The following is a 23,031-nucleotide window of genomic DNA, read 5'->3' as shown; positions in this document are numbered from 1 at the left end:
CGGGCCGCGTCACAGCGGAATGATGACGCGGCGGCCGTCGTGCGAGGCGATCGTGACCGGCACGGAGTACACCGCTTCGACGGTCTGCGGCGTGACGACTTCCGGGCCGCCCGCCGCGAAGATTTTCCGGTCTTTTAGGAACAGGAATTGGTCGGCAAAACGGAGCGCCAGGTTGAGGTCGTGCATCGCCATCACGGCGGCGAGGCCGCGATTACGGGTGATCTCCCGGATCAGCCGCAATACCTCGAGCTGGTTTCTCAAGTCCAAACTGCTGGTCGGCTCGTCCATCAAGAGGACTTCCGGCTCCTGGGCCAGCGCCCGGGCGATGATGACTTTCTGCAGTTCGCCCCCGCTGAGTTCATCCAGGAAGCGCAAGGCGTAGCCGGACATCCCGAGCGTTTCCAGAGCCTTTTCGGCGACGGCGGTGTCGTGGTGGGTGATGTCCCAGCGGATATAGGGTTTGCGGCCGAGCAGCACGGCATTGAACACCGTTGCGCGCGAGGCCGAACGTTGCTGTTCCACATAGCCGATCCTTTGCGCGAGCGCGTTGCGTCCGAGCGCGGCCGCCGATTCCCCGCCGACGAACACCGCCCCCGCCGACGGTTTGAGGATGCGGTTGATGCACTTCAAGAGGGTTGTCTTGCCTGTGCCGTTGGTTCCAAGCACGGCCACCAGTTCGCCTTTTTTCGCCGTGAATGTGGCGTCGTCCAAGACCGGGCGGCTGGGGTAGGCGAACCGGATGCCCTGCACGGTGAGGATCACTGTTTGGCGTATCCCTTGGCCAGCAAGAAGAGGAACAGCGGCGCGCCGAAGAAGGAGGTCAGCACGCCGACCGGTAAAACGACCGGCGAGACGACTGTCCGCGCCAATGTATCGGAAAGGAGCAGCAGCGCCGCGCCCGCCACGGCGGAGGCCGGGATCAGGAAGCGGTGGTCGACTCCCACCACCCGGCGCATCATGTGCGGGGCGATTAACCCGATGAAGCCGATGATGCCCATGAAGGAAACCGCGACGGCCGTGACCAACGAGGCCGCCAGCATGCTGAGGAAGCGGATCCGATCCACGCGCACGCCGAGGCCGGCGGCGGTGTCGTCGCCGCTGTCGAGGGCGTTGTAATCCCACCGGCGAAGCAGAAAGTACACGGAGGAAACGCCGGTCAGGATCGCCAGGATCGCGATCTCCCGCCAGGCCATGCGCCCCAGGTCGCCGAAGGTCCAAAACACCATCGCCGCAACCTGCACGTCCTGTGCGAAGTACTGGACCAGCGTGGAGCCGGCGGTGAACAGCGAGCCGAAGGCGACGCCAGCCAGCACGACCGATTCGGGGGAAAATCCCCGCAGGCGCGCCAGGAGCAGAATCAGAGTCATGGCGATCATGGAGAAAAGGAAGGCGGTCACGGTGACCAGGTACGGGTTGCCGATGGACACGGCGTCCTGCGTCGTGCTGTGGATGGTGCCGGCGCCGAAGAAGACGATCGCCAGGTTGGCGCCGAAGGCAGCGGCGTTGGAGATGCCCAAGGTGGACGGAGAGGCCAGCGGGTTGCGCAGACAGGTTTGCATAACGCAACCGGCGACCGCCAGCCCGGCCCCGGCGGCAATCGCGGCCAGAATGCGCGGCAGGCGGATGTTCCAGATCACGACGTTCGATATGCCCGTATCCAAGTGAAGCAGCGCCCGCAGGACCTGCAGCGGCGTGGTCTGGGCGGCTCCGGCGTGGATGGCAAACACCGCCAACAGCAAGGTGAACAGCGCCAGCCCGAGGATGATCAGCCGTTTACGGGCCGAAGACCGGAGGAACGCTTCGGAGGCGGAAGTCGGCCGGGCGGAGACCACGGAATTATCAGCCATCGCCGAAGCCCTCCGCCGGTGCCGTTCTATCATCGGGGTGCGTCCTTGGCGTTCTGGGTTCAGGAAAGAAATCTAGGGACGGGGAATTGGGTTTCAAGTCCAAAAGAGGGCGTCCGTCCAGGGCATCTACGCCGCGAACGGTAAGTTGGTTTCCATCCCGTTTGACCAAGTCCGCAATGCATAAGGCGATGGGATTTGGACGGTTGGGCGACCGGCTGGCGAATACTCCGACCGGATGTGGATGGAACGGGGGACTCGCTCGCGGGAAGTTGCGCTTGGCCCTATCTCCCCAATACAGCACGATCAGACGGGCGGCTTGCTCGATCCCCTCAAGCCCGGCGGCGTATTCTGCAAAAACTTCCACCACTTGCATCCCGTCCGAGAGCCTTCCCTGGCGGGGGGCATCCCCGCAGGTCTTGTACAGGCTCTGGATTGCGACGAACGTGGCAAGTAGCATGTACGCCTCGGATCTACTTCCCGCGAAGGACGGCCTGTTCGAAGCATTCCGGACACAGGGCTTTCCCTTCCAGCATGCGCAGGCGGGTTTCCATCGTCCGCTCGCCGCACTGCGCGCAGGCGATCGAATTGAAAATCCGCGCGCGCGGCGGGCGGGAAGCTTCGATGGGTTGCACTTCGACCAGGTCGGCCAGCGGGGCGGAGAGGATCCATTCGATCCGCCGGGCGCGGAGCGCAGCCGCTTCCATGCGTTCCGCTCCGCCCGCCTTCCCGGTGCGCGCATGTTCCCGCAGACGGTCCTCTTCCGCCTGGTGCGGGCATTTATCCTCCGAACGGACCCGGATGCGGATGGCTTTTCCATCCGACCGGCGGAAAAAGCGAAAGGCGTTCTTGCCGTAATCCAGATGGATCAGGTTGCCCTTGCCGAAGGTGCATCTGGTGAGGAATTGGATCGCGTCCACCGCGCAGTTGTCGGTCTCCACGACCGCCACAACTTCCTCGTCGCCGGGACGCGGACCCATCTCCCGCAAGGCTTGCTCCGACACCCGGATGCCGGTCGCCAGGCCCGGACACATGTGGCCGTGGAAAGCCTGAACCGAAGGAATATCTATCACCATCGCCAATTCTCCTGTGTGCGGCTCTGGTTGTGGATTTATTCTGCCTTGGCCGGACCGGCATATGGAAAGCCGCTCCGGGTTCGGGTGCATCCAGCCCAATACCTTCCCGGAATTTCCGGGCAGGTTTTCCATCCCCTTGTGTGATAATGGATGAGTAAAATTACTGCAGACGGGCATATTTGCTAGAAGGGCGACGGATTGCTGGTTTCCAAACGAACCGCATTATAATGCAAATAATTGCAAATGCAATAAAATGCGTATATTAGAGCTAGGAAAGAAAGGGCCGTTATGAAGGCGTCCTCCATCGAACTGGCGATTCTCGATCTGCTCAATCAGGATCACCATCACCTCACCGCGCAGGAGGTGTATCAGCGGATGCATCCGCGGTTCCCGGCGATGAACCCCTCCACAGTCTATCGGGCTTTGGAACGCCTTGCGGACTCGGGCAAAATTTCCGTTTCCGACATGGGCACCGGAGCGTCGGTCTATGAAGCGGTGAGCGACAGGATCCACCATCATCTGGTTTGTCGGAAATGCGGGCGCATACTCACGCTGGACCATGCCATGGTGGGGGAATTGTTCGATCGGATCGAGAAGGCGTGTTCGTTCCGTGTGGCGACCAACCATCTGATCCTGTTCGGAACCTGTTCGAAATGCCGTAAGCATGACGCCTGACCAGCGCTTTGGTGATCCGGTGCGCGAACGGGAATATACCCAAAGGAGCCCGTGGGGGTTTTGTCGGAGGGGGCCTCCGGCCGGATTTCGCGAAGACGGGATCAGGAAAAAAAGAAAAACCCCCGGGCTGTCGTTTTCCGCAACCGGGGGGAGAACCGATGGTGGGCGGTATAGGGCTCGAACCTACGACCTCACGGATGTCAACCGTGTGCTCTAACCAACTGAGCTAACCGCCCGGGCAATATGCGATTATATCAGAATTGGCGGGCGGAAGCGGAACGGCCCGATCCGGACCACCCGCGGTATACTCTTCCTTTAATGAAGCGCGCCTCCCCGCTGTGGCTGCTGGTCCTGATGCCCGTCCTCTGGCTGGCCCCCCTCCTGGGCGATCCCACGCAGGTTCATTTTGCGCCCAACGCCGGGTATTCCGATCTCCTCATCGCGCACCAGCCGAGCGCCGAGTTCCTGCGCCGTTCCCTGCTCGAGTACGGGGAGATCCCGTTTTGGAATCCGCACACCCTCGGCGGAACCCCCTTTGCGGCGAATCCCCTTTCGGGATTGTATTATCCGCCGCTCTGGCTCGCACTCCTGCTCCCTGCGCCGCTGGCTTTCCACATCTTGTTTTACCTGCATCTGGCCTTCGCCGGCGTCGGAGCGTTTCTGCTGGCGCGGGAGGAAATCGGCGAACGGGCGGGTTGGGCCGGACAAACCGCTCCGCTGCTGGCCGGAATCGCGTTCGGCGGGTTGCCGAAGCTGGTGGCGCACACCGCCTCCGGGCACCTGACGCTTGTCCTGGCGGTGGCTTGGACTCCCTGGTTGATGTCCGCGGCGCGCGGCGGGGCGCGTGGGCGCAGCCTCCGCCGCTGGGCGCTGGCCGGGGTGATGGCGGGAATCATTTTCCTCACCGACCCGCGTTGGTTCCTGCCCGCCGTTCTGGCCGCGGCCGGCTATGCCTTGTGTGCGGCGCCCGCGGGTCGCGCGCCGCAGGCGCTCCGCCGGGAATGGCTCTCCTGGGTGAAAAACCTGGCTGTCTTCGCGCTTTTCGCGGCCGCGGTCTCGGCGGTGCTCGCCCTTCCCCTGATCCGCTTCACGTCGCTCACCACCCGGGCCGGCCTTCCGGGACAGGAGAGAACGGCCTATTCCCTCCCGTTCCACTCGCTCAGCGGATTGACCCTCGGCGGGATCGAGCCGTATCCCGAATGGGTGGTGTATTCCGGCGCGGCCGTGTTGCTGCTCGCCACCGCCTCCATGATCCTGGTTTCCCCGCCGGTTGGATCTCCCACCGGGGCGCCGGCTTCCGGACCGGCGCCGGGCAGGGGGCGCGAGCGTCTGTTTTGGTTCCTTCTCTTTTTATTGTGCGTTCTGCTTTCTCTTGGGTCCCGGGTACCCGGGCTGGGAGTTGTCAGCGACGCCGTGCCGGGATTGAACCTCCTGCGCGTTCCGCCGCGCTGGATGTTCCTGGCCGGATTGGCGCTGGCGATGCTCGCCGCCCGCGGTCTGACCGCGCTGGAAAACATAACCGGCGGCCATCGCGTGATGAAGTTGACCGGTTTTACGCTGGCCGCGGGCGGTTTGATCTTCGCCGCCGCCGCGGGCTTTTCCGGATTGCCTCCGGCGCTGTGGCAGGATGGATTGGTTTGGGGCGGGGTGGGCGCGGTCCTCTTCCTCGGATGCCGGAAAGAAGGCTGGAGTATTTCCGCGAGCGGCGCGTTGCTTTTCCTGACGGTGGTCGACCTGGCGCTGGCCGACGGGCGGATGATCGACCGGAAGTCGGCCGAGTCGGTTCCCGGGGAAGCCCTGCAGTCCGCCGCCCCTCTCGCGGCGGAAGCGCAGGAGTACCGCGTCTATTCGCCTTCCTACGAAATCCCCTCGCTGGCGGCCGTCCGCTGCGGATTGCGGACGCTCGACGGCATCGACCCGCTGATCCTCGCCTCGACGGCGGGGACGGTTTCCGCGGCGGCGGGCGTTCCGCTCGCGGGGTATTCGGTGACTCTGCCCGCGTTCGCCGGGGGCGATCCGCAGACCGACAATCGCGAAGCCGTCCCGGATTGGCGGCTGCTCGGATTGCTTAACGTCGGCACCGTCGTCTCGGCCTTTCCCGTTTCCGGGGCGCCCGGCGGATGCGTCCGAAGCGGCGAAGCGTACCTGTGCGGGAATCCATTCGCAATGCCGCGCGCCTGGGTGGCGGAATCGGCCGCGGTGTGGGATACGCCCATCCCCGGCCGCAGGGCGTGGATTGAATTCGCAAGCCCCAACCGCCTGCGCTTGAGAGTCGCCGGCCCAGGCATCGTCGTGCTTGCGGAAGCGGCCTATCCGGATTGGCGCGCGCGGGTGGACGGCGAAGCCGCTGAGCTGTTGACGGTCGGCGGCTGGTGGCGCGCGGTGGCGGTCGGCCCGGGGGAGCATACGGTCGAGCTGACCTACGATCCGTACCTTTCGCAGATCGGATTGGCGGTCACGTTGCTGGCTCTGCTGGGCTATGCGGGAGTGCGGCGATGGGCGGGGTGACGCGCGCGGAAGGACGCTGGGCCGCCGCCTTCGCGGTGATCCTCTCGCTGGGCTTGGCTCTGCCGTATTGGGCGGCCTACTCGGCCCAGGGGGAGGAGTGGCGGTTCAGTGGCTTTCTGTTCGGCGTGGAGGACGGCAATTCCTACATCGCCGATATGCGCCAGGGGGCGGAGGGCGCGTGGCTGTTCCGCATCCCCTACACGTCCGAGCCGCAGAGCGGCGCGCTGATCTATCTGCCGTTTCTCCTGCTGGGAAAGCTGGCCGGGGGCGCGGCGATGCACGAGCAGCTGACGGCGCTGTTCCACTTAGCGCGGTTCGCGGCCGCGGTCGCGATGCTCCTGGCGGTTTACCGTTTCCTGGCCTGCTTCACCGCCAGCGTCCCCCTCCGCCGCTGGGGGACTCTGGCGGTAGGTTTCGGCGGCGGGTTCGGATGGATCCTGCTGGGCACGGGCGCCTATCCGCTGGAATTCTCCTCGCCCGAAGCGTTCGGGTTTCTCTCCTTGTTCGGATTGCCGCACCTGGCCGCGGCCCGCGCCTGCCTGCTGCTGGCGCTGGCGTGGCTCGTCTCCGGCGGAAGCGGATCGGCGGCGAAACGGGACGGCGTGAAGATCGGACTGGCGCTGGTCCTGGCCTGGCTGTTCCAACCGCTGGCGGTGGTCGTTGCCTGGGCGGTGGCGGGCGCGTACCTCGTTCTCCTTTTCCTTCGAGAACGGATCGAGCCGACGGCTGAGAGCGCGCCCTTGCGGGATGCGGCCGTCCGGGCGCTGACCGCCGCCGCGGTCACCGTTCCGTTGCTTGTGTATTCGGCGCTGGCGTTCGCGCTGGATCCGGTTCTGCGCCAGTGGGCGGCGCAAAACACCCTGCCCTCGCCGCCGGTCTGGCAGTATCTCCTATCCTACGGCATCCTGCTCGGGCCGGCCCTGGCGGGCGCCTGGCTGGCGCGCAAGACGTACGGCCGGTGGATGCTGCCGCTCGGTTGGCTGATCGTTTTTCCGATCCTGGTGTATCTTCCCCTCCCCGTGCAGCGCCGCCTGGCGGAGGGATTTTGGACCGCGTTGGTGGTTTTGGCGGTGCACTTCGCGGAGCGGAAGCTGGCCGGCGGCGCGCGGCGGGCGGCGTTTATTCTGGGCACGGCGCTTTTGCTTCCGGCCGCCGTGTTTTTCTGGGGGCAATCGTTCCTGCGGGCGGCGGCACCCGCCGCGCCGGTTTTCCTGCCCGCGGCGGAGGTGCACGCGCTGGAGTGGCTGGATGCGAACGCCGAGCCGGGCGCGGTCGTACTCAGTTCTTATGCGGCGGGCAACGTCGTGCCGGCTTACACCGACCTCATAGCGTTCATCGGCCACGGTCCGGAGACCCTCCATCGCGAGCAAAAACAAGCCCTCGTCGACATCGTCCTCGATGGAACGCTGCCGGACGGGGAGCGAATCGCCGCTCTGCGCGAAAGCGGCGCGCATTACGTCCTGCTCGGGCCGGGTGAATTGGAGAAAACCCCGGCTGGGATCCCCGGCTGCGGGCTGGTCTACCGCGCCGACGGGTGGGATGTGTGGAAGGTGACGGAGGATCGTCATGCCGGCGTGCTCTCAGCCGGCATCCAGAAAGGAACGGTTTCCAATGCGTGGACCCCGGCCAAGAACACACCGGGGTGACGGAGGATCGTCATGCCCGCGCCCGCCCTCGCGGAGCGGGGGTATTCTTAGCGGGCATCCAGGAACCGGCGGAGTGAACGCTCGGGCGCAAGCCCTGGATCCCCGATCAGAGCACTCAGGGATGACGGCAGTCAGAAAAGGAGTGAACAATGCAATACCGCGAACTGGGACGAACCGGCTGGAAGGTTTCCACCGTCAGCTTCGGCGCCTGGGCGATCGGCGGCACGTGGGGCGAGGTGCAGGATTCGGATTCACTGGCCGCGCTGCACCGCGCGCTGGATCTGGGGGTCAACTTTTTCGACACCGCCGACGTCTACGGCGACGGGCGCAGCGAGCGTCTGCTGGCCCGCCTGCGCCGCGAGCGACGCGATCCGTTCTATGTGGCCACCAAGGCCGGCCGCCGGCTGGATCCACACGTGTCGGCCGGATACAACCGGGAAAACCTCACCGCCTTCGTCGACCGCAGCCTGAAGAACCTCGCGGCGGACGCGCTCGACCTGCTTCAACTGCATTGCCCGCCGACCGAAGTGTATTACCGGCCCGAGGTGTTTGGAAGCCTGGACGACCTCGTGCGCCAGGGGAAGATCCGCCACTATGGGGTGAGCGTGGAAAAAGTCGAGGAAGCCCTCAAGGCGGTCGAATTCCCGAACGTCGGGACGGTCCAGATCATCTTCAACATCTTCCGCCAGCGGCCGGCCGATCTGTTCTTCGAGCAGGCGCGCAAACGCAGGGTGGGGATCCTCGCCCGCGTTCCGCTCTCCTCGGGGATGCTCACCGGAAAATTCACCGCGGCCAGCACGTTTTCGCCCGACGACCACCGGGCGTTCAATCGCAAGGGAGAAGCCTTCGACCGCGGGGAGACCTTCTCGGGGGTGGATTATGCGACCGGGCTCGAGGCGGTCAAAAAATTGCGCGCACTGCTTCCGCCCGGAATGTCGATGGCCCAGATGGCGCTGCGCTGGATTTTGATGTTTCCGGAAGTGACCTGCGCGATCCCCGGCGCAAAGCGGCCCGCGCAAGTGGAGGAAAACGCCGCCGCGGCCGGCCTGCCGGCACTCGCGCCCGAGGTGATGGGCAAAATCCGGTCCTTGTACGACGAAAAGATCAAGCCGCAGGTGCATGCGTATTGGTGAGTGAAAAAGCCGCTGAGGGGATTTTTTACTGCACTCCGTCGAGCACACCGATCAGGTCCGAAACACCTGACAGGTAGGTGGACCTGTCAGGTGTGATCCACCTGTCAGGTCGGATTTGATGAAAAAATTCCCGGCTCCGAACCGGGAATTTCTTCATTGCCATCCCTTCACCGTCGGATCCGCGGTCATTCCACCGCCGGCAGATCCATCTCCTCCAGAACTTCGTTCAACAGCGTGAGGTCGTAGATGCCGTCCAATTTGGGCTCCTCTTTCAGAAAACCTGCCTCGTGGGCGGATTGGGCCGAAGCGAACAGCGAAGCCGAAATCGGATCCCAAGTCACCGTCATCCGCCCCCACGCCATGGAAAGCACTTCCGCGGGCAATTTTTTCCCGGTCAGCTTTTCGATCTCCGCGTTCAGCAGGTCCTGGGCTTCTGCGGGATTCTCCAGCGCCCACCGGGTGACTTCCACATGGGCCTGGATCCAGGCCTTCACCAGATCCGGATGCGCCGCCAGGAATTCGGCGTTGACGATGACGTGGGCGGTTACGAACTCGCCGTCCGTTTCCGTCCAGAGGCCGCGTTCGTCCAGGAACAGCACCCCGCCGCCCTCCACGATCAGGCGGCTGGCCCACGGTTCGGGGACCCAGGCGCCGTCGATTACGCCGAGGCGGAACATGTCCAGGATCAGAGGATTCTGGGTGGGGACGACCTCCACCGTCCCGCCCTGCTCGAGAGTTTTCAAACCGTTGTCGAGGATGTATTTGCGCAGAGCCACGTCCTGGGTGTTGCCGAGCTGAGGGCTGGCGATCTTCTTGCCCGCCAAATCGGCGGCGGTGTTGATGTCTGCGTCTGGCCGGACGACGAAGGCGGCGCCTCCGCTGGTCGCGCCGCATACGATCCGCAGGGCTTCGCCCTCCGATTTGATGAAGCCGTTGATCGCCGGGTTGGGTCCGATGTAGGAGAGATCGATCTGCCCGGCGAACAAGGATTCGATCACCGAGGGGCCGGCGTTGAACTGGGTGGCCTGGATTTCCACGCCGTCCCCCAGTGCCTTCTGGAAATCCCCGCGGGCCATCCCGATCAGCGCCTGCGAGTGCGTGATGTTCGGAAAAAATCCCACACGGATTGCGGTTGGTTCTCCCGTCGCGGACTGGCACGACGCGAGCTGAAAGCCGGCTGCGACCAACAAACACGCACTTGCGATGCGGCGGTTCATATTTCTCTCCATTCGTTCGCGTTCGATTTTTTCCGTTTGTCCAAGCCGTCGCCCGGCGCGGACGCGCCGGCTTCGGCTGGAAGGATGCCGATTTCGGAAATGCGGTCTTGGGATAACCGGTGGGGCTGAAGAACCCTCGCCGCGTCCGCGGGATTGCTTTCCCGCGGCTACGCGATCTCCACCCAGTCGATCACCTGGGCGGTCTTTGGAAGGGTTACCGGGAATGGAATCCACTCCCCGGCGTTCGCCGCGAACACGCCGGCATCGGTATGATAGAGAAGCATGGATCCGTCCGGAGACCAGACGGGCAGGTCGCCGCCGCCGAGATGATGCTCCTCGGTTCCGTCAGGGCTCAGCACCCACAGCGAAACCTTCTTGTCCTCCGTGCGTTCCGCCGGATTGGCGACCGCCAGCCAGCGGCCGTCGGGGCTCCACGCCAAGTTCCTATTGCCGATCCCGCCGCCCAGGATCGGGTACGTATGGAGTTGGGTCACCGTCAGGGTGTCGAAATCCAAGATCGCGACGGCGCTCGATCCGTCTTGTCCGCCGGGAAGTCCGAACAACTGCCAGGCGATCTTCCGGCTGTCGGGGGACCAAGCGGGGTTGGCGGCGTTTTTGTAACCGGTGAAGGTCGCCGGCAGGGCCGGCATTTTCCCCGCGAGGTAATGGTAGATCCACGGTTCGCCGGCGCGGTCGAAGGCGATCGCCTGGCCGTCGGGCGAGAGGGCGGCCGGCGAAAAGGATTGGAATTCCTCGTCCAAAAGCAGCACGTTGGTGCCGTCCGGTTTCATGGTCGCGAGGTACCCGGCGGCCGGGCCGAGATCTTCGGCGTATTGGAAATGGAAGACGATCAGGTCCGGACGCGCCGGCCACCACTGGTATTGCTGCTCCATGCGGTCCTTGGTCCTGGTGAGGTTGCGGGTCTTTCCGGTATCCAGATCCAGCAGCCAGACGTCTCCGTCGCCGGAATACAGCACTTGTTTGCGGTCGGGAGAAAGGGCCGGATCCGGTTTATCGGCGAGTTGGACGGTCTCTCCGTCCGCATCCACCAGGTAAGGCCCGATCATGCGCTTCATCGAATCGGCGTCGGCGAACACCAGGCCCGGCATGGGCGACGCGGGCGGAAGAGTCGGAACCGCGGTCGGGGTGAAGGTCGACGTGGGTGAAGCTTCCCGGGTGGCGGCGGATTCTTCGGTTGGAGAGATGGTGGCTTCGGATGCGGCCTCCGGCCCGCAGGCGCAAAGCGCGGCCGCCAAAAACAGCAGGGAGGTTGCCTCGAAAAATCGGGTGCGCATGGGATTCTCCTTTCCGGCGGGGCGATCGGGTTGTCGCCGGTCGGCCGAGTGGGCGATCGGCCGCGTCAGAGACGCTGGGGATTATAAAACAGGATCTGCGTAATGGCGGACCGGCGCGGCGGGCCACTTGCCGCGACCCGGGAAACAGAGTATACACGGAAGCGTGGCGTTTCCTTCTGTTGTTTCCGGCGTGAAGCGGTTCCTCCTCCGTCTGGATCCGGTATACGCCTTGCTCGCGGCCGTCCTCGTCTTCCTGTTCGCGCCGGTCTTGCTCGGCACGCGGGTCATCTTCTGGGGACTTCCGCTGCTTCAATTCGCCCCCTGGCACGAGACCGCAAAACAAACCCTGCTCGCCGGATATTTGCCGCTTTGGAATCCGTGGCTGGGGATGGGCGCACCCCTTCTGGCCAACGCCCAATCCGCGCTGCTCTATCCGCCGAACTGGATTCTGCTGATCGTCCCGGTGGAGTACGGCCAGGGCCTGCTGATGGTCGCGCATCTTTTATGGGCCGGCATCGGCATGGCGAAGCTCAGCCGGCGGCTCGGAATCGGCCTCTTGGGCCAGGCGGCATCCGGATTGGCCTTCATGCTTTCCGGATACCTCGCCTCCCGGGCGTGGTTTCTCAGCATCAACGCCTCGGTGGCCTGGCTGCCGTGGATCGTTCTGGCGTCCGAGCGCGCGCTGCGGAAGGAAAAAGGCATCCTCGATCTCCGGCTCGCGTTGGCGCTCTGCTTGCAATGGCTGGCCGGGCATTGGCAGACGGCGTGGTACACCTGGTGGATCGCCGTCGGCTGGATGGCGGTGCGCGCCGTGGCGGACCGCCCGGCGGGGAAGGCCCTCGTGCGCGCGGGGTTGCGTATGCTGGGTGCCAGCCTAGCGGCCGCGCTTCTGGGCGCGGCGCAATTCATCCCCACCGCCGCCTATTGGCTGAACTCGCAGCGCGCGTCGGGCGTGGATCCGGAGGCGGCGCTCACCTATTCCTTCTGGCCGTGGCGGCTGGTGACGCTGGTGGCGCCGAACTTTTTCGGGAATCCGGCTCACGGCGATTATTGGGGTTACGCCAATTATTGGGAGGATGCGGTCTATATCGGCTTGCTCCCGCTCGGCCTTGCCGTCTCGGCGCTTGTCGACCGGCTGCGCCGCCGGGGTGCGGCGGGGTTTCCCTACGGCTATCTCGCGGCGCTTGCGGGCTTCTCGCTGCTGCTTGGGCTGGGGAAAAACACACCGGTCTTCCCGTTCCTCTTCGCGCATGTCCCGAGCTTCAATTTCTTCCAGGCTCCCTCGCGGATGACGATCGGGTTCGTGTTCGCTTTGTGCCTCCTGGCGGCGGCCGGCGCCCAGCGCTGGCAACAATCCGCCTCGACCTCCTGGCGGACCGCGGCCAACATCGGCGTAGCGTCGGCTGCGGCGCTGGCGGCCGGGATCGCGGCGACGTATCTTGCGTTCATCCGCCGGGATACTTTCGCACCTTCCGTCGCAGCCACCGGCGGAATCGGGATCCTGATCGCCCTGCTTGCGCTGCTCAAATACCTTGCGAAGCGCCGGCCGCCGCTCGCGCGCTGGGTCGCCCCCGCGGCGGCTGCCCTGATCGCGCTGGATCTCGGACTGGCAGCCGCCGGATTGGTCCCTACTGCGCCGCCTTCCCTCTACCGGGAGGAAAACCCCGCGGCCGCCGGGATCGCCGCGACCCTCGGGGAGCGGCGGATCTACATGCCGGAAGCGATCCGCTACGAGCTGATGTACCACCGGGCGTTTCTCTTCCGCATCTTTGCGGGGCTGGCGGATTGGATGGACGTCCGGCGCTGGGAGCTCCCCAACGTGTGCATTCTGGATTCCCTCCCGGCCGCGGACAATTTCGATTCGTTCGTCCCCCGGCGTTACGCCGTTCTGGTGCGGGAGGTGGAGACACTTCCCGCGGAGCTGCGCGATCGGTTGTTGGGGATGATGGATGTCGGCGCGGTGTGGGAATGGCCGCCGGGCGACGGGGATCCCACCCTGCGATACCTCTCCGGCGGCGCCCGGGCCTGGGGGGTGTGCCGCGCGCAATGGGCGCTCGGCGGGGAGGACGCCCTCCGCGCGGTGACGGCCGAGCAGTTCGACCCGGCGCGGACGGTGATCCTCGAGGCGGGAAGCGGGGAAGAGGGGACGGATTGCGCTTCGCCCCCCCGGGTGGAAATCGCCGCGGGCGCCGATCCGAACCGCGTGCGGATCGAAGTCGACTTCGCGCAAGATGGGTTCCTTGTTCTGGCCGATGTAAATGACGACGGGTGGCAGGCGTTCCTCGACGGGGAACGCGTCCCGAATCTCCAGGCGGATTATGCATTCCGCGCCGTGCGGGTGCCCGCCGGCAGGCACACGGTCGAATTCCGGTACGCGCCGCCCGCCTTTTGGGGGGGCGCGCTGGCGTCGGTCGGCGCGCTGCTGGCGCTCTGCGCCGCGGCCGCCGTGCGGCTCATGCGGCGGACCCGCAGGCGCGCTCCGCCCGCCGGATCTCCGGAGACGGCCGGATGAAGTGCTCCCGCTGCGGGGTGGAATCCGGTGTCGAGGAGGCGTTCACCGTCCGCAGGGAATGGGTCGGACTTGTGAAACGTGCGTACTGTCCGCCGTGTTGGGAGACGGTGTACCTGCGCAGACAGTTTTTTACAATCGCCGTGGCGATCGCGCTCTTCCTCGCGCTCGATGCGTTGATCATCGGCCGGGGGGCGGCGCTTGTTCTGTTGGATTTTCTATTTCTCGGGATTCTCAATCTGCTTCTGGCTGCGGCGCATGAGCTGGCCCACGCCGCGGCCGGGTTGCTGCTGGGATTGCGCATCTTCCGGGTGATCATCGGATTTGGAAAACCGCTGGCCGTGCGGCGCAGGTTCGGGATCACCTGGGAACTCCGCCCGTGGCTGTTTGGAGCCGGAACGGTGCTGGCCTGCCCGCCGCGCCCGGGGTGCCGCTGGAGGATGTTCCTGGCGATTGCGGCGGGACCCGGGATCCACGCCCTGCTGCTGCTGGCCGCCGTCGTCTTCCGGTTTTTCCTGCTGCTCCTCCAAGGTTGGTTGGGCATCGACGCCGTTTTGGCGTTGCACCTGACCGGTTTGTTCCTCTACTTCGACCTGGTGCTTTTATTTTTCAATCTCATCCCGATGAGGGCCGGCGGGCTCTACCGGCAGGCCGGCACGGACGGCTTGCAGATGCTGGACCAGTTGTTGATGCCTCCGGAACGGCAGGCGTCGATGAATCAGGGGTATTACCTGATGGAGGCCATGGACGCCGGTTCGCGGAACGATCCCCAAGCCGCTTTGGATTGGCTCGCCCGGGGATTGGAAAAATTTCCGGGCCATCCGATGCTGCTCACCACCAAGGGCGTGAATTTGATCCGGCGGAAGCAATTCGCCGCGGCGCGGGAGGTTTTCCTGGCGTTGCGGGATTCCCCGGAAGCGGAAAAACCGTTCTTCCGGAGCCTGATCCTCAACAACATCGCCTACGTGGATGCCCTGATCCGCGGCGGGGAGCTGCTGGCGGAGGCGGAACGCTGTTCTGAGGAAGCCTTCCGCAACCTTCCCTGGGAGCCGTCGATCGTCGGCACGCGCGGGATGGTGCTGGCGGAGACCGGACGGTTAAAGGAGGGGATCTCCCTGCTCAAGCGGGCGCTGGCGGGGCAGATCGATCCGTCGGCCCGGGCGGCCGACGCCTACCATCTCGCCGACGCCCTGCGGCGGCTGGGGAACGCCGGGGAAAGCCGGCGCTATTTCGCGCTGGCGCGCCGCTGGGATCCGGATTTCTTCCTGCTCGATCCGGCCGATTGCTGAGGCGGGTGTCCGCCGAAAGAAAAACGCGGATGGTCCATCCACGTTTTTTCGTTCTTCGGGTTCCGCAAATCCTAGAACCGTGTCACCGCCCCGCAGTAGGTGCAATGGATCTCGGTTTGTCCGCGCAGAATGGGCGCTTTGATCGCGCCGCCGCAGGAGGGGCATTTGGTCGGCGCGTTGCGCAGGCGCTGTTTTTCCTCCTCCGAGATCGGCGTGACGCGGCTTTTTTCGATCTCGCCGTCCTTCACCCGGCCGATCGTAGCCTGCCATTGGTTGCAATCCTGCCCGTCGATGTGGAAATGGGCTTTGCGCATCGGCGCGGCGGAGGTGAACTCGAAATCCAGATGGTCCTCGTGGCCCATCAGCCCCTTCTTGCTGGCCGTCACTTCGTTCACCTCCGGCAGCGGGACGACCAGCATCACTTCCTGAACCTTCTCCTTTTCGGTGGCGATGAACAGCACCTTCTTGGTGGCCACATCCTCCTTGCGTTCGAACGCCAGTCGCTGGTCGGTCAGGAAGAGGATCCCTTTTGGATCGTCCTTGCCGTCCTTGTCCCATTTGGCCTTCACCGCCAGCACGGTCGATTCGGCCTCCAGCCATTCGACCTTCGAGGCGGCCGCCTGGTCGATCATCCAAGAGACCCGGTTGAGGTGGGTTTCGAGGGAGGATACGTCTGATGCCATCCGGTCGAACATCCCCGAGACCGCCTTCTCGGCGGCTTCGGCTGCGCCCTTCAGCGTATCGAGCGAATTTTCAACCGGAGTCAGAACGGAATTGGCGATCGACGGGTTGACAGCGCGGGAAGCGGCCTGAGCCACCTCGGCCTCGGCCTGCGCGACCCGAGTCTTAAGCGAGGCCGTCTCGCGCACGATCGCCTGCATCACGCCCGGCTTCAGTTCCGCCCAGCGTTTGCGGAAATCCAGACATTTGGGTTCGAGATCCTTCTCCCAGACGTAGCCGCGCTCGCGCACGGCGCGGGCCAGGTCGAACACCCGGTTGGCCTGGGTTTCGACGTCCTCGGCCTGGTCGCGGACGGAGGTGAGCAGCGATTTTTCCTGGATTTCTTTGAGGGTATCTTTGAGCGTATCCACCCGGCGGCGGACTTCCTGCATCGGATCGGGAGCGGCGGATTTGGTCATGAGGCCTCCATGGTCCCTAGAGTATATCGGATTTTCGTGCGGTCGCCTCCGCGTTCTGCCGTCCTCCCCGCGCCCGCCGGCCGAATCCGGTTTCCGGCGCGGATCGCCGGCGCACGGGATCTGGCCGATGGGTTTGGGCGCGCCGATTTGCCTTCGGCGGCGTTACTATCTATACTGGAAAACCAGCCGCCGGAAAAACCGACCGGCTGGAAGAAGGAGGAGAACGCCATGTCCGACAACCACCCGTCCATCCTGCCGGGTTCGCCCCCGCCGTATCCGCCGCACACTCCTCAGGCGGAGCCGCCCGGCGCCCAGCCTCCCGCAGCCCCTCCGGGAGGAAAATCGTGGCCGCCTTTCATGGGGATGCTTTCGATCCTGACCGTGATTTTTCCGTTCCTCTTCCTTTGCGTCTATTGCATGTTCGCCTATTCGATGGTCAACCAACCCGGATTTAATACCGAGGACCTCTCGGCTGCGGAAGTGACCAATTTCGGTCTGGGGACGATTGCGCTGGCGTGCGGCACCCTGATCGTCTCCCTGATCGGCATCGTCATTGGGCTGGGGGCGCTGTTCGGAAAGACCGCCAACAAGATCCTGGGGATCATCGGCCTGGCGCTGAACGGGTTCGTTCTGCTGTCAATGGTGTGCGGATTTGCCTGGCTGATGATTTAAATGGCATGCGGCGGTTCGCTGTGCGGGCGGACTCGGTCGACTGCCGCGGCGGAATGAACGAAGGAGCACGCTCCCCGGTCCGCGGGCGGGGGCAGTTGGCCGGGGGGATGGGGAAGCGGCGGCGGACGACCGCCGCGCCCGTCCGGCTCCGGTGTGAGCCCCGGCGGCTTGCCGTTGCAGAGAGAACCGGCATCCCGGCCGTTACTTCTTTTCCCCGATCGTCGACCGCAGGTAGGCCTCGATGAATTCATCGATCTCGCCGTTCAACACCGCGGCGGTGTTGCCGGTCTCGTACTCGGTGCGGTGGTCCTTGACCATCTGGTAGGGGTGCAGGACGTAGGATCGGATCTGGCTGCCCCACTCGGCCTTGACGTGTTCGCCCTTGATCGCCGCCAGTTCCTTGGCCTGGGTTTCGCGCTGGATGTCGAGCAGGCGCGACCGCAGGACCCGCATCGCGTTCTCGCGGTTTTGGGTCTGCGAGCGCTCGTTTTGGCAGGTGACCACCAAGCCGGTGGGCAGATGGGTGATGCGGATGGCGGTTTCGTTCTTTTGCACGTTCTGCCCGCCGGCGCCGGAGGAGCGGTAGGTCTCGATCTTCAAGTCGGCGGCGGGAATCTCGACCTCGTCGGACTGCTCGATCTGCGGGTAGACCTCGACCAGCGCAAAGGACGTGTGGCGGCGGTTGGCCGAATCGAACGGCGAAAGCCGCACCAGGCGGTGGACCCCCTTTTCCGCTTTTAGGTAGCCGTAGGCCTGCGGGCCCTTTATCGAAAGGGTGACGCTTTTAATGCCGGCTTCCTCGCCCGGCATGCGGTCGAGGATCTCGGCTGCGTATCCGCGCAGTTCCGCCCAGCGCAGGTACATGCGCTCGAGCATCGACGCCCAATCCTGGCTGTCGGTTCCGCCGGCGCCGGCGTGGATCGAGAAGAAGGCGTCGGAAGAGTCGTGCGGCCCGGAAAGGAGCGCCTCGAGGTCCATCCGCGCCACCTCGGCTTCGACGGAGTCGGTCTCCTTTTCCAATTCGGCGAGCAGGCCGTCGTCGCCGAGCGCGGCCAACTCGAGCGCGTCTCCCACGCGGCGTTCGAGCCCGCGCCAGGCGTTCACCTGCGCCTTCACGCGGGTGAGTTCCTGCATCAGCTTCTTGGCGTTGTCGGGCGAATTCCAAAGGTTCGGTTCCGCGGCTTGGGCTTCCAGTTCGGAGAGGCGCTTTTCCTTGACCGGGAGGTCAAAGACTCTCCAGGAGGCGGTGGAGTTTTTCGTGGGAGACGGTCAGGCGCTGGGTGAGTTCGTCGAAATTGGACATGCGGCATTCCTCTGGGTGGAATTATAAACGTAAACCCCTTCCGATTTGCGGATTTGGGAAGGGCAGGGGAGGGGTCAATCCGCCGGGGGCTAATCCCGGACCGAGGTTTCTTTTCTTAGGAGGAGGAATAAATACGGGCCGGCGGTGGTCAAGCTGAAAGCCGGCTTGGGGGTGTTTGTCGGAGTAGGGAATATTTCCTGCGTGAATGTTGGCGAAGAGGTGCCGGTGGGAGACGGTTTTACGGCGCGGGACGGGGTGACGGTCGGGGATGGCACGCCTGGTTGGTTTTGAGTCAAATCCCTACCGCGGATGGTGCTTTGAGCGCCTTGACAGGAGCCAAACCCCACAAGGAGTAATAATGCCGTAAAAAAACAATCGGAGTCGGCATCGGCGGCCCTTTGAATCAGGTAAAAAGTAATATTGCATGTTTTCCATTTCAGGATTGTGCCAATTTCGTTACACGCTGGATGGCTCGGGACTGCCGTTGACGGGTGGTCAACCTGCTGGCAGGGTTTTGATCGATTTATGGAAATTCGCCCGGCGCTTCATGTGGGATGTACGGGGGAAAATTAACCGCATCGTGCGAGCAAAACGCCCGCACGTCGCCTCCGTGTTCGCGCAGCAGTTGCCGGATTTTCTTCCAATGCCGCCGGGGCATGGCAAACCCCGCCGTGACGATCCTCTCCATCAGGGCGCCGTTTGGATAGCGGTACGGTTGAGCCGGGGATACCTGCGGCTGGTATCCGTAAAGGTCGCCGCAATGCAGGAGCCATCCGCCTTCCCCGCGCACGGCGACGGCGCAATGGCCGCGGGTGTGGCCGGGGAACGGGATCAGGACGAAATCGGCCCCGCCGATCCGGATCGGCGGGGCGCAATCAAAATCGAACCAGCGCGCTCCGCAGGTTTCGTGGGCTTGCCAGCGCGGGCTATGGGCCCAATGCTCCGGCCGGTAGGCGTACCTCTCCATATATGTGCGCGGGCGCAGACACGCTTCGAGCTCCGCGCCGGCCAGGTGGATTGCGGCTTGGGGAAAATCCGGCAAGGCGCCGGCATGGTCCAGGTGCATGTGGGTCAGGAAGATGTGCTTGACGTCAGAAGGTTTGGCGCCGAGTTTCTTGATCTGCCGAACGGCCGTTTCTTCCGGATCGCGCGCACAGCTGCAGAGCGCCATGAATTGGCGCACCGCCGGCGTCGGATCGCCGCAATCGCGCAACCCCCAGCCGGCATCCACCAACGCCAGCCCTTCCGATGTTTCGACCAGCAGGCAATGGAGAACGCCGTCGCCGCGGAGGAAGAATCCGCCGGTGCCGTCCTTCCGGGGAAGGCCGAACGGGTGCATCGTGCCGCAGTTGAGGTGATGGATTTTCATGCGCTTCCGAACCTCCAATTCACCCCTCCCACACCCTCCCCAAATCTGTAAGGAAATGTCAAACCAAGTGAAGAATTATCTTCGCAGATTTGGGGAGGGAAGGGGAGGGGGCGGGGAGGGTGTGGGAGCGGCAAGTATTCCGTCCAGGAATTTCCCAGGATCGAACGGTTCCAGATGACCGACCTTCTCGCCCGATCTGACGAAGCCTTTCGGCAAGACCGGCTCCTTGCGGATGCGGAGGAAAGCCCCGCCTTTGGCCGATCCGTCGGGCTTGGCCGGAACGATGCCGTCCGCGCCGGGTGCGGTCGAGGGTGTTGCGCAAGGCGGTGGAATCCGGCATACCGGGGATTATATCCAATATGCCGTGATGGATGCCGCGATCCGAGGGGGTTTTCCGCCTCTCCGCTTGGGGGGAAGTTCGGAAAAAGCGGCGGCAGAAATTACTTAGCCACAAAAGGCGCAAAAAATCTGTGCCTTATGTGGCGATCTTTTCTTAAGGCGTGACCGTCAGAAGTTTCTTCACCTGCTGTGGATGTTTGGCGATGAAGCGCAATTCGTCCACGACGAGCGGCTTCTGCTTCAGTACGTTCGCGTAGCGCACCAGCTCCAGGATCTCCCGAGCTTCCTCGTCGCTCGTGAATTCCACCTCCATCTTCTCGTAGACGTTGCGGAAGCCCTTGATGCCGCTGTATTCGCCGACGCAGATCTGGCGTCCGGTTTCGATGATCTCCGGTTCCCCGCGCCCGAGTTCCTCGAAGTGGTAAAGCTCGTAGTTGCGTTCGTCCTTCAACACCCCGTCGGCGTGGATTCCCGAAGCGTGGGCGAAGGCGTTGTCGCCCACGCCCGGCTGGTTGATCGGGATCGGCACGCCGAAGGCATACGCGGCGTACTTGGCGAGCCGCCAGATTTTGGTCAGTTGGATTCCATCCTGCAGCGCGTAGCGTCCGGCGAATTCGGCCGATTTGGTGACGGCCAGGATCACCGACAGCAGGTCGGCGTTCCCCGCCCGCTCGCCGATCCCGTTTACGCAGGTGTTAATGTAGGCGTCCACCCCGCCGTCGACCGCGCCCTTGGCGCCCGCCAGGGAGCAGGCCACGGCCATCCCCAAGTCGTTGTGGCAGTGCAGTTCGATCGGCAGGCCCGTCCCGGCCGCCAGCTCCTTGACCCGTTCGTAGATCGAGAAGGGGTTGTCGTACCCGAGCGTGTCGCAGTAGCGGAGCCGGTCGGCCCCATTGTCCTTGGCGGCCAAGCCGAAGCGGACGAGGAACGGCAGGTCGGTCCGCGAGGCGTCCTCGGCGTTCACCCCGACGGTCGCGGCGCCGAGCTCCCGGGCCCGCCGCAACGCATCCACCATATCCCGCAGGACGTCCTCGCGATTCTTCCGGCCCTGGAACTTGCCCTGGGTCATCTGCTCCGAGGTTGAGGTGGAGATGTTGAAGTGCCGCACCCGGGTGAGGCGGAACGCCGTTTCCACGTCGGCGACGACGGCCCGCAGCCACCCGGAGAGGACGATCGGTTTCAGCGCGCCCGCTTCGGCCAGTTCCACGTTGGCGTTGAGGTAGTTGGTCTCGTGGCGGGTGGTGGGGAACCCGCATTCGCTCTGGAAAATTCCCAGCTCGTTCAGGTACCAGTTGATCATCGTCTTTTCCAGCTTTGCGAGGCCGAGTTTGGCCGTCTGCACGCCGTCGCGGTTGGTGACGTCGATCAGGTAGATGGTATTTCCCATGGGATCCTTCCTTTTGGCGGCCGTCGGGCTCGCCGTCCGGACGGATTATACCGTCTCGTCCGCGCAGGGCGCGGTGGAAATCCGGAGAATCGCGAAGGATTTTCTTTCTTGCCTTTCAAGTCTCCCGGGCGCCCTCCGCGGAGCCGTGATAAAATCCGACGCATGAGAAGAAACATCAACGTCAACTATAAGAGCCAATGGCCGATCCGGCAGATCGTCATCGGGATCGTCCTCTTCGGCTCCGGATTTGCGGTGGGCTACACCGCGCGCGATATCCCGGCCCTCCTGCAAAACTCCGGCGGCGCCGCCCAGAGCGCCTCGGCGCAGGACGATCCCTCCTGGGGTCCGGCCGACGCCAAGGTGACCATTGTGGAGTTCGCGGAATTCGAGTGCCCCTATTGCCGGCAATGGTATACCAACGTGTACGAGAAGCTGTACCAAACCTACAGCGACAGGGTGCGTTTCGTCTTCCGGGATTACCCGCTTTCCTTTCACGCCAACGCCAGGCCGGCGGCTGTGGCGGCCAATTGCGCCGGCGCGCAGGGGCGCTATTGGGATTACTTCAAACTGCTCTATGGGGATTCGCGCGGTCTGGGAAGCTCACTATATTCGACCTACGCCCAGGAAATCGGCCTAAACGTATCCGCGTTCAGCAGCTGCCTCACCGGCGGCCAATACGACAACGAAATCGACCTCGACTTGAAGGATGCCGAACGGTTGGGCGTAAGCGGCGTGCCGGCGTTCTTCGTCAACAGCCAGTTCATCTCCGGCATGCAGCCGTTCGAGGTTTTCCAGCGGGCGATCGAAAAGGAATTGAAGCAGTAGCGGCGCTGGACGGGCGCCGGTTTCCGGCCACCCGATGAGTTCGATAAGGCATGGTATTCCCCATGCCTTTTTTTGTGATGCGGGGATTCCATTGTCGTCTGTGACGAACGGACGCAACTTTCCGAGTTGATCCTTCGGACGGGCTGGCTCCCGTGCTGCTCGTGAGCGCGCTGCCGCGATTTATCTGATTCCGCCGGGATGACCTGCATGGCGGACTAGACGGTGTGAGGTCCTCCTAGGATGCAATCGGCGGACAGCCGTCTTGAAGTTCATTCCCATTCTAAAAGGCCGCAAGGTTAAAAAAAGGCAATTCGTCTGATTGAGCATACGGCCCTTTTTGGAAGATTTCCATGAATCCCCAAAAAAATTGGAAAATTTCCAATTTTCAGACCATATACGTGGAAACATCGCATGCTTTTTTGCCTCCTATGACTGTTTTATCGATCTGCTCAACCCAACATGAAGAATAATTGTAAACGGAAAAGGATGAAATAAAGCCGACAACTATGATCAAAGATAAATTGTAAAAAAATTTTGCTTCTTTTGAAACCTCACCAACAACCTGCGTGAAAATAACCAATCAGACCAAAGCCCAATAAATAAAGGATAAAACGAACACGAATGAGGTCGAAAGCCATTCCGGACGGAGAAAAGTTAACGCGGAAGGGAGAGTTCCGTGGATCCGTCAGCCGCGAGTCTTCAAGAATCTCACTCGCGGAAATGCAAATTCCGGTCAATTCGGCCACCGATTCCGGTGTAATCCGGCCGCCCCATACCAACCCTCCATCATCAGCGACGAGATTGT

19 protein-coding genes, 1 tRNA gene and 1 pseudogene are annotated in these 23,031 nt (G+C 63.6%); 8 read left to right on the top strand and 13 right to left on the bottom strand.

Annotated features, from left to right (window positions below; all coding sequences use genetic code 11):
• Window positions 1-9: 9 nt before the first annotated feature.
• The 4 genes from JW929_00770 to JW929_00755 are packed head-to-tail and all read right to left on the bottom strand — an operon-like array spanning window position 10 to window position 2,920.
• Window positions 10-762 carry an ABC transporter ATP-binding protein gene (locus JW929_00770; GenBank protein MBN1437914.1) on the bottom strand — a complete coding sequence of 251 codons (753 nt, stop codon included), beginning with the start codon at window positions 760-762 and terminating at the stop codon, window positions 10-12.
• Window positions 759-1,847: an iron ABC transporter permease gene (locus JW929_00765; protein ID MBN1437913.1), complete on the bottom strand. Its 1,089-nt coding sequence runs from the start codon at window positions 1,845-1,847 to the stop codon at window positions 759-761. The genes JW929_00770 and JW929_00765 overlap by 4 nt, the downstream gene beginning before the upstream one ends.
• Window positions 1,840-2,304, bottom strand: a complete 465-nt coding sequence (gene tsaA / locus JW929_00760) for a tRNA (N6-threonylcarbamoyladenosine(37)-N6)-methyltransferase TrmO (GenBank protein ID MBN1437912.1) — start codon at window positions 2,302-2,304, stop codon at window positions 1,840-1,842. Before tsaA ends, JW929_00765 begins: the two co-directional genes overlap by 8 nt.
• 13 nt (window positions 2,305-2,317) lie before the next feature.
• Entirely contained in the window at window positions 2,318-2,920 is a 603-nt protein-coding gene (locus tag JW929_00755) for a TraR/DksA C4-type zinc finger protein (protein MBN1437911.1), read from the bottom strand.
• Between the two features lie 288 nt (window positions 2,921-3,208).
• Here JW929_00755 and JW929_00750 point away from each other — a divergent pair, with 288 nt between their 5' ends.
• Window positions 3,209-3,595: a transcriptional repressor gene (locus JW929_00750; GenBank protein ID MBN1437910.1), complete on the top strand. Its 387-nt coding sequence runs from the start codon at window positions 3,209-3,211 to the stop codon at window positions 3,593-3,595.
• Between the two features lie 159 nt (window positions 3,596-3,754).
• Here the strand turns inward: JW929_00750 and JW929_00745 are convergent.
• Window positions 3,755-3,831: transfer RNA gene (locus tag JW929_00745), tRNA-Val, on the bottom strand.
• A gap of 82 nt (window positions 3,832-3,913) precedes the next feature.
• Here JW929_00745 and JW929_00740 point away from each other — a divergent pair.
• The 3 genes from JW929_00740 to JW929_00730 all read left to right on the top strand — a co-directional run bounded on the left by JW929_00740 (window position 3,914) and on the right by JW929_00730 (window position 8,882).
• Window positions 3,914-6,103 (top strand): hypothetical protein, encoded by a 2,190-nt coding sequence (locus JW929_00740; GenBank protein ID MBN1437909.1) that lies wholly within the window; start codon window positions 3,914-3,916, stop codon window positions 6,101-6,103.
• Window positions 6,091-7,749, top strand: coding sequence for a hypothetical protein (locus JW929_00735; GenBank protein MBN1437908.1), 1,659 nt, complete (start codon window positions 6,091-6,093; stop codon window positions 7,747-7,749). Before JW929_00740 ends, JW929_00735 begins: the two co-directional genes overlap by 13 nt.
• Window positions 7,750-7,898: 149 nt before the next feature.
• Complete coding sequence (locus JW929_00730) at window positions 7,899-8,882, top strand: aldo/keto reductase (protein MBN1437907.1); 984 nt, start codon at window positions 7,899-7,901, stop codon at window positions 8,880-8,882.
• A gap of 185 nt (window positions 8,883-9,067) precedes the next feature.
• Here the strand turns inward: JW929_00730 and JW929_00725 are convergent, their stop codons facing one another.
• Together JW929_00725 and JW929_00720 are read right to left on the bottom strand one after the other, a co-directional pair.
• Complete coding sequence (locus tag JW929_00725; GenBank protein ID MBN1437906.1) at window positions 9,068-10,099, bottom strand: ABC transporter substrate-binding protein; 1,032 nt, start codon at window positions 10,097-10,099, stop codon at window positions 9,068-9,070.
• 167 nt (window positions 10,100-10,266) lie between these two features.
• Entirely contained in the window at window positions 10,267-11,394 is a 1,128-nt protein-coding gene (locus JW929_00720; protein ID MBN1437905.1) for a PD40 domain-containing protein, read from the bottom strand.
• 163 nt (window positions 11,395-11,557) lie between these two features.
• Here JW929_00720 and JW929_00715 point away from each other — a divergent pair, with 163 nt between their 5' ends.
• Window positions 11,558-13,906: a YfhO family protein gene (locus JW929_00715; protein MBN1437904.1), complete on the top strand. Its 2,349-nt coding sequence runs from the start codon at window positions 11,558-11,560 to the stop codon at window positions 13,904-13,906.
• Window positions 13,903-15,192, top strand: a complete 1,290-nt coding sequence (locus JW929_00710; GenBank protein ID MBN1437903.1) for a hypothetical protein — start codon at window positions 13,903-13,905, stop codon at window positions 15,190-15,192. Before JW929_00715 ends, JW929_00710 begins: the two co-directional genes overlap by 4 nt.
• A 71-nt stretch (window positions 15,193-15,263) precedes the next feature.
• On the opposite strand, the gene JW929_00705 is transcribed toward JW929_00710, so the two are convergent.
• Window positions 15,264-16,331 carry a hypothetical protein gene (locus tag JW929_00705; protein ID MBN1437902.1) on the bottom strand — a complete coding sequence of 356 codons (1,068 nt, stop codon included), beginning with the start codon at window positions 16,329-16,331 and terminating at the stop codon, window positions 15,264-15,266.
• A 228-nt stretch (window positions 16,332-16,559) separates the two neighbouring features.
• Between JW929_00705 and JW929_00700 the strand changes: the two genes are divergently transcribed.
• Window positions 16,560-17,003, top strand: a complete 444-nt coding sequence (locus JW929_00700) for a hypothetical protein (GenBank protein ID MBN1437901.1) — start codon at window positions 16,560-16,562, stop codon at window positions 17,001-17,003.
• Between the two features lie 201 nt (window positions 17,004-17,204).
• On the opposite strand, the pseudogene prfB reads toward JW929_00700, so the two are convergent.
• The 4 genes and pseudogenes from prfB to JW929_00680 form a co-directional block, all read right to left on the bottom strand.
• Window positions 17,205-18,197 (bottom strand): annotated as a pseudogene (gene prfB, locus JW929_00695) (peptide chain release factor 2).
• A 632-nt stretch (window positions 18,198-18,829) separates the two neighbouring features.
• Complete coding sequence (locus JW929_00690; protein ID MBN1437900.1) at window positions 18,830-19,675, bottom strand: MBL fold metallo-hydrolase; 846 nt, start codon at window positions 19,673-19,675, stop codon at window positions 18,830-18,832.
• A 75-nt stretch (window positions 19,676-19,750) separates the two neighbouring features.
• On the bottom strand, window positions 19,751-20,008 hold the full coding sequence (locus JW929_00685; protein ID MBN1437899.1) for a hypothetical protein: 258 nt from the start codon (window positions 20,006-20,008) through the stop codon (window positions 19,751-19,753).
• Between the two features lie 160 nt (window positions 20,009-20,168).
• Entirely contained in the window at window positions 20,169-21,401 is a 1,233-nt protein-coding gene (locus tag JW929_00680; protein ID MBN1437898.1) for a hypothetical protein, read from the bottom strand.
• Between the two features lie 162 nt (window positions 21,402-21,563).
• Here JW929_00680 and JW929_00675 point away from each other — a divergent pair, with 162 nt between their 5' ends.
• Complete coding sequence (locus tag JW929_00675) at window positions 21,564-22,226, top strand: thioredoxin domain-containing protein (GenBank protein MBN1437897.1); 663 nt, start codon at window positions 21,564-21,566, stop codon at window positions 22,224-22,226.
• Between the two features lie 551 nt (window positions 22,227-22,777).
• On the opposite strand, the gene JW929_00670 is transcribed toward JW929_00675, so the two are convergent.
• Window positions 22,778-23,031, bottom strand: a 254-nt coding sequence (locus tag JW929_00670; GenBank protein ID MBN1437896.1) for a hypothetical protein, incomplete at its 5' end; no start/stop codon positions are given.

It is taken from the genome of Anaerolineales bacterium, from assembly GCA_016928575.1.
Classification (GTDB): domain Bacteria; phylum Chloroflexota; class Anaerolineae; order Anaerolineales; family RBG-16-64-43; genus JAFGKK01.
Note: the sequence above shows the minus strand (reverse complement) of the source record. Positions and strands in the feature narration are given on the sequence as shown.

What these genes read in the sequence shown, in the direction of transcription:
- JW929_00765 (MBN1437913.1), bottom strand. Translation starts at nt 1,847, where the DNA reads ATGGCTGATAATTCCGTGGTCTCCGCCCGGCCGACTTCCGCCTCCGAA.
- tsaA (MBN1437912.1), bottom strand. Translation starts at nt 2,304, where the DNA reads ATGCTACTTGCCACGTTCGTCGCAATCCAGAGCCTGTACAAGACCTGC.
- JW929_00755 (MBN1437911.1), bottom strand. Translation starts at nt 2,920, where the DNA reads ATGGTGATAGATATTCCTTCGGTTCAGGCTTTCCACGGCCACATGTGT.
- JW929_00750 (MBN1437910.1), top strand. Translation starts at nt 3,209, where the DNA reads ATGAAGGCGTCCTCCATCGAACTGGCGATTCTCGATCTGCTCAATCAG.
- JW929_00740 (MBN1437909.1), top strand. Translation starts at nt 3,914, where the DNA reads ATGAAGCGCGCCTCCCCGCTGTGGCTGCTGGTCCTGATGCCCGTCCTC.
- JW929_00735 (MBN1437908.1), top strand. Translation starts at nt 6,091, where the DNA reads ATGGGCGGGGTGACGCGCGCGGAAGGACGCTGGGCCGCCGCCTTCGCG.
- JW929_00730 (MBN1437907.1), top strand. Translation starts at nt 7,899, where the DNA reads ATGCAATACCGCGAACTGGGACGAACCGGCTGGAAGGTTTCCACCGTC.
- JW929_00725 (MBN1437906.1), bottom strand. Translation starts at nt 10,099, where the DNA reads ATGAACCGCCGCATCGCAAGTGCGTGTTTGTTGGTCGCAGCCGGCTTT.
- JW929_00720 (MBN1437905.1), bottom strand. Translation starts at nt 11,394, where the DNA reads ATGCGCACCCGATTTTTCGAGGCAACCTCCCTGCTGTTTTTGGCGGCC.
- JW929_00710 (MBN1437903.1), top strand. Translation starts at nt 13,903, where the DNA reads ATGAAGTGCTCCCGCTGCGGGGTGGAATCCGGTGTCGAGGAGGCGTTC.
- JW929_00705 (MBN1437902.1), bottom strand. Translation starts at nt 16,331, where the DNA reads ATGACCAAATCCGCCGCTCCCGATCCGATGCAGGAAGTCCGCCGCCGG.
- JW929_00700 (MBN1437901.1), top strand. Translation starts at nt 16,560, where the DNA reads ATGTCCGACAACCACCCGTCCATCCTGCCGGGTTCGCCCCCGCCGTAT.
- JW929_00690 (MBN1437900.1), bottom strand. Translation starts at nt 19,675, where the DNA reads ATGAAAATCCATCACCTCAACTGCGGCACGATGCACCCGTTCGGCCTT.
- JW929_00680 (MBN1437898.1), bottom strand. Translation starts at nt 21,401, where the DNA reads ATGGGAAATACCATCTACCTGATCGACGTCACCAACCGCGACGGCGTG.
- JW929_00675 (MBN1437897.1), top strand. Translation starts at nt 21,564, where the DNA reads ATGAGAAGAAACATCAACGTCAACTATAAGAGCCAATGGCCGATCCGG.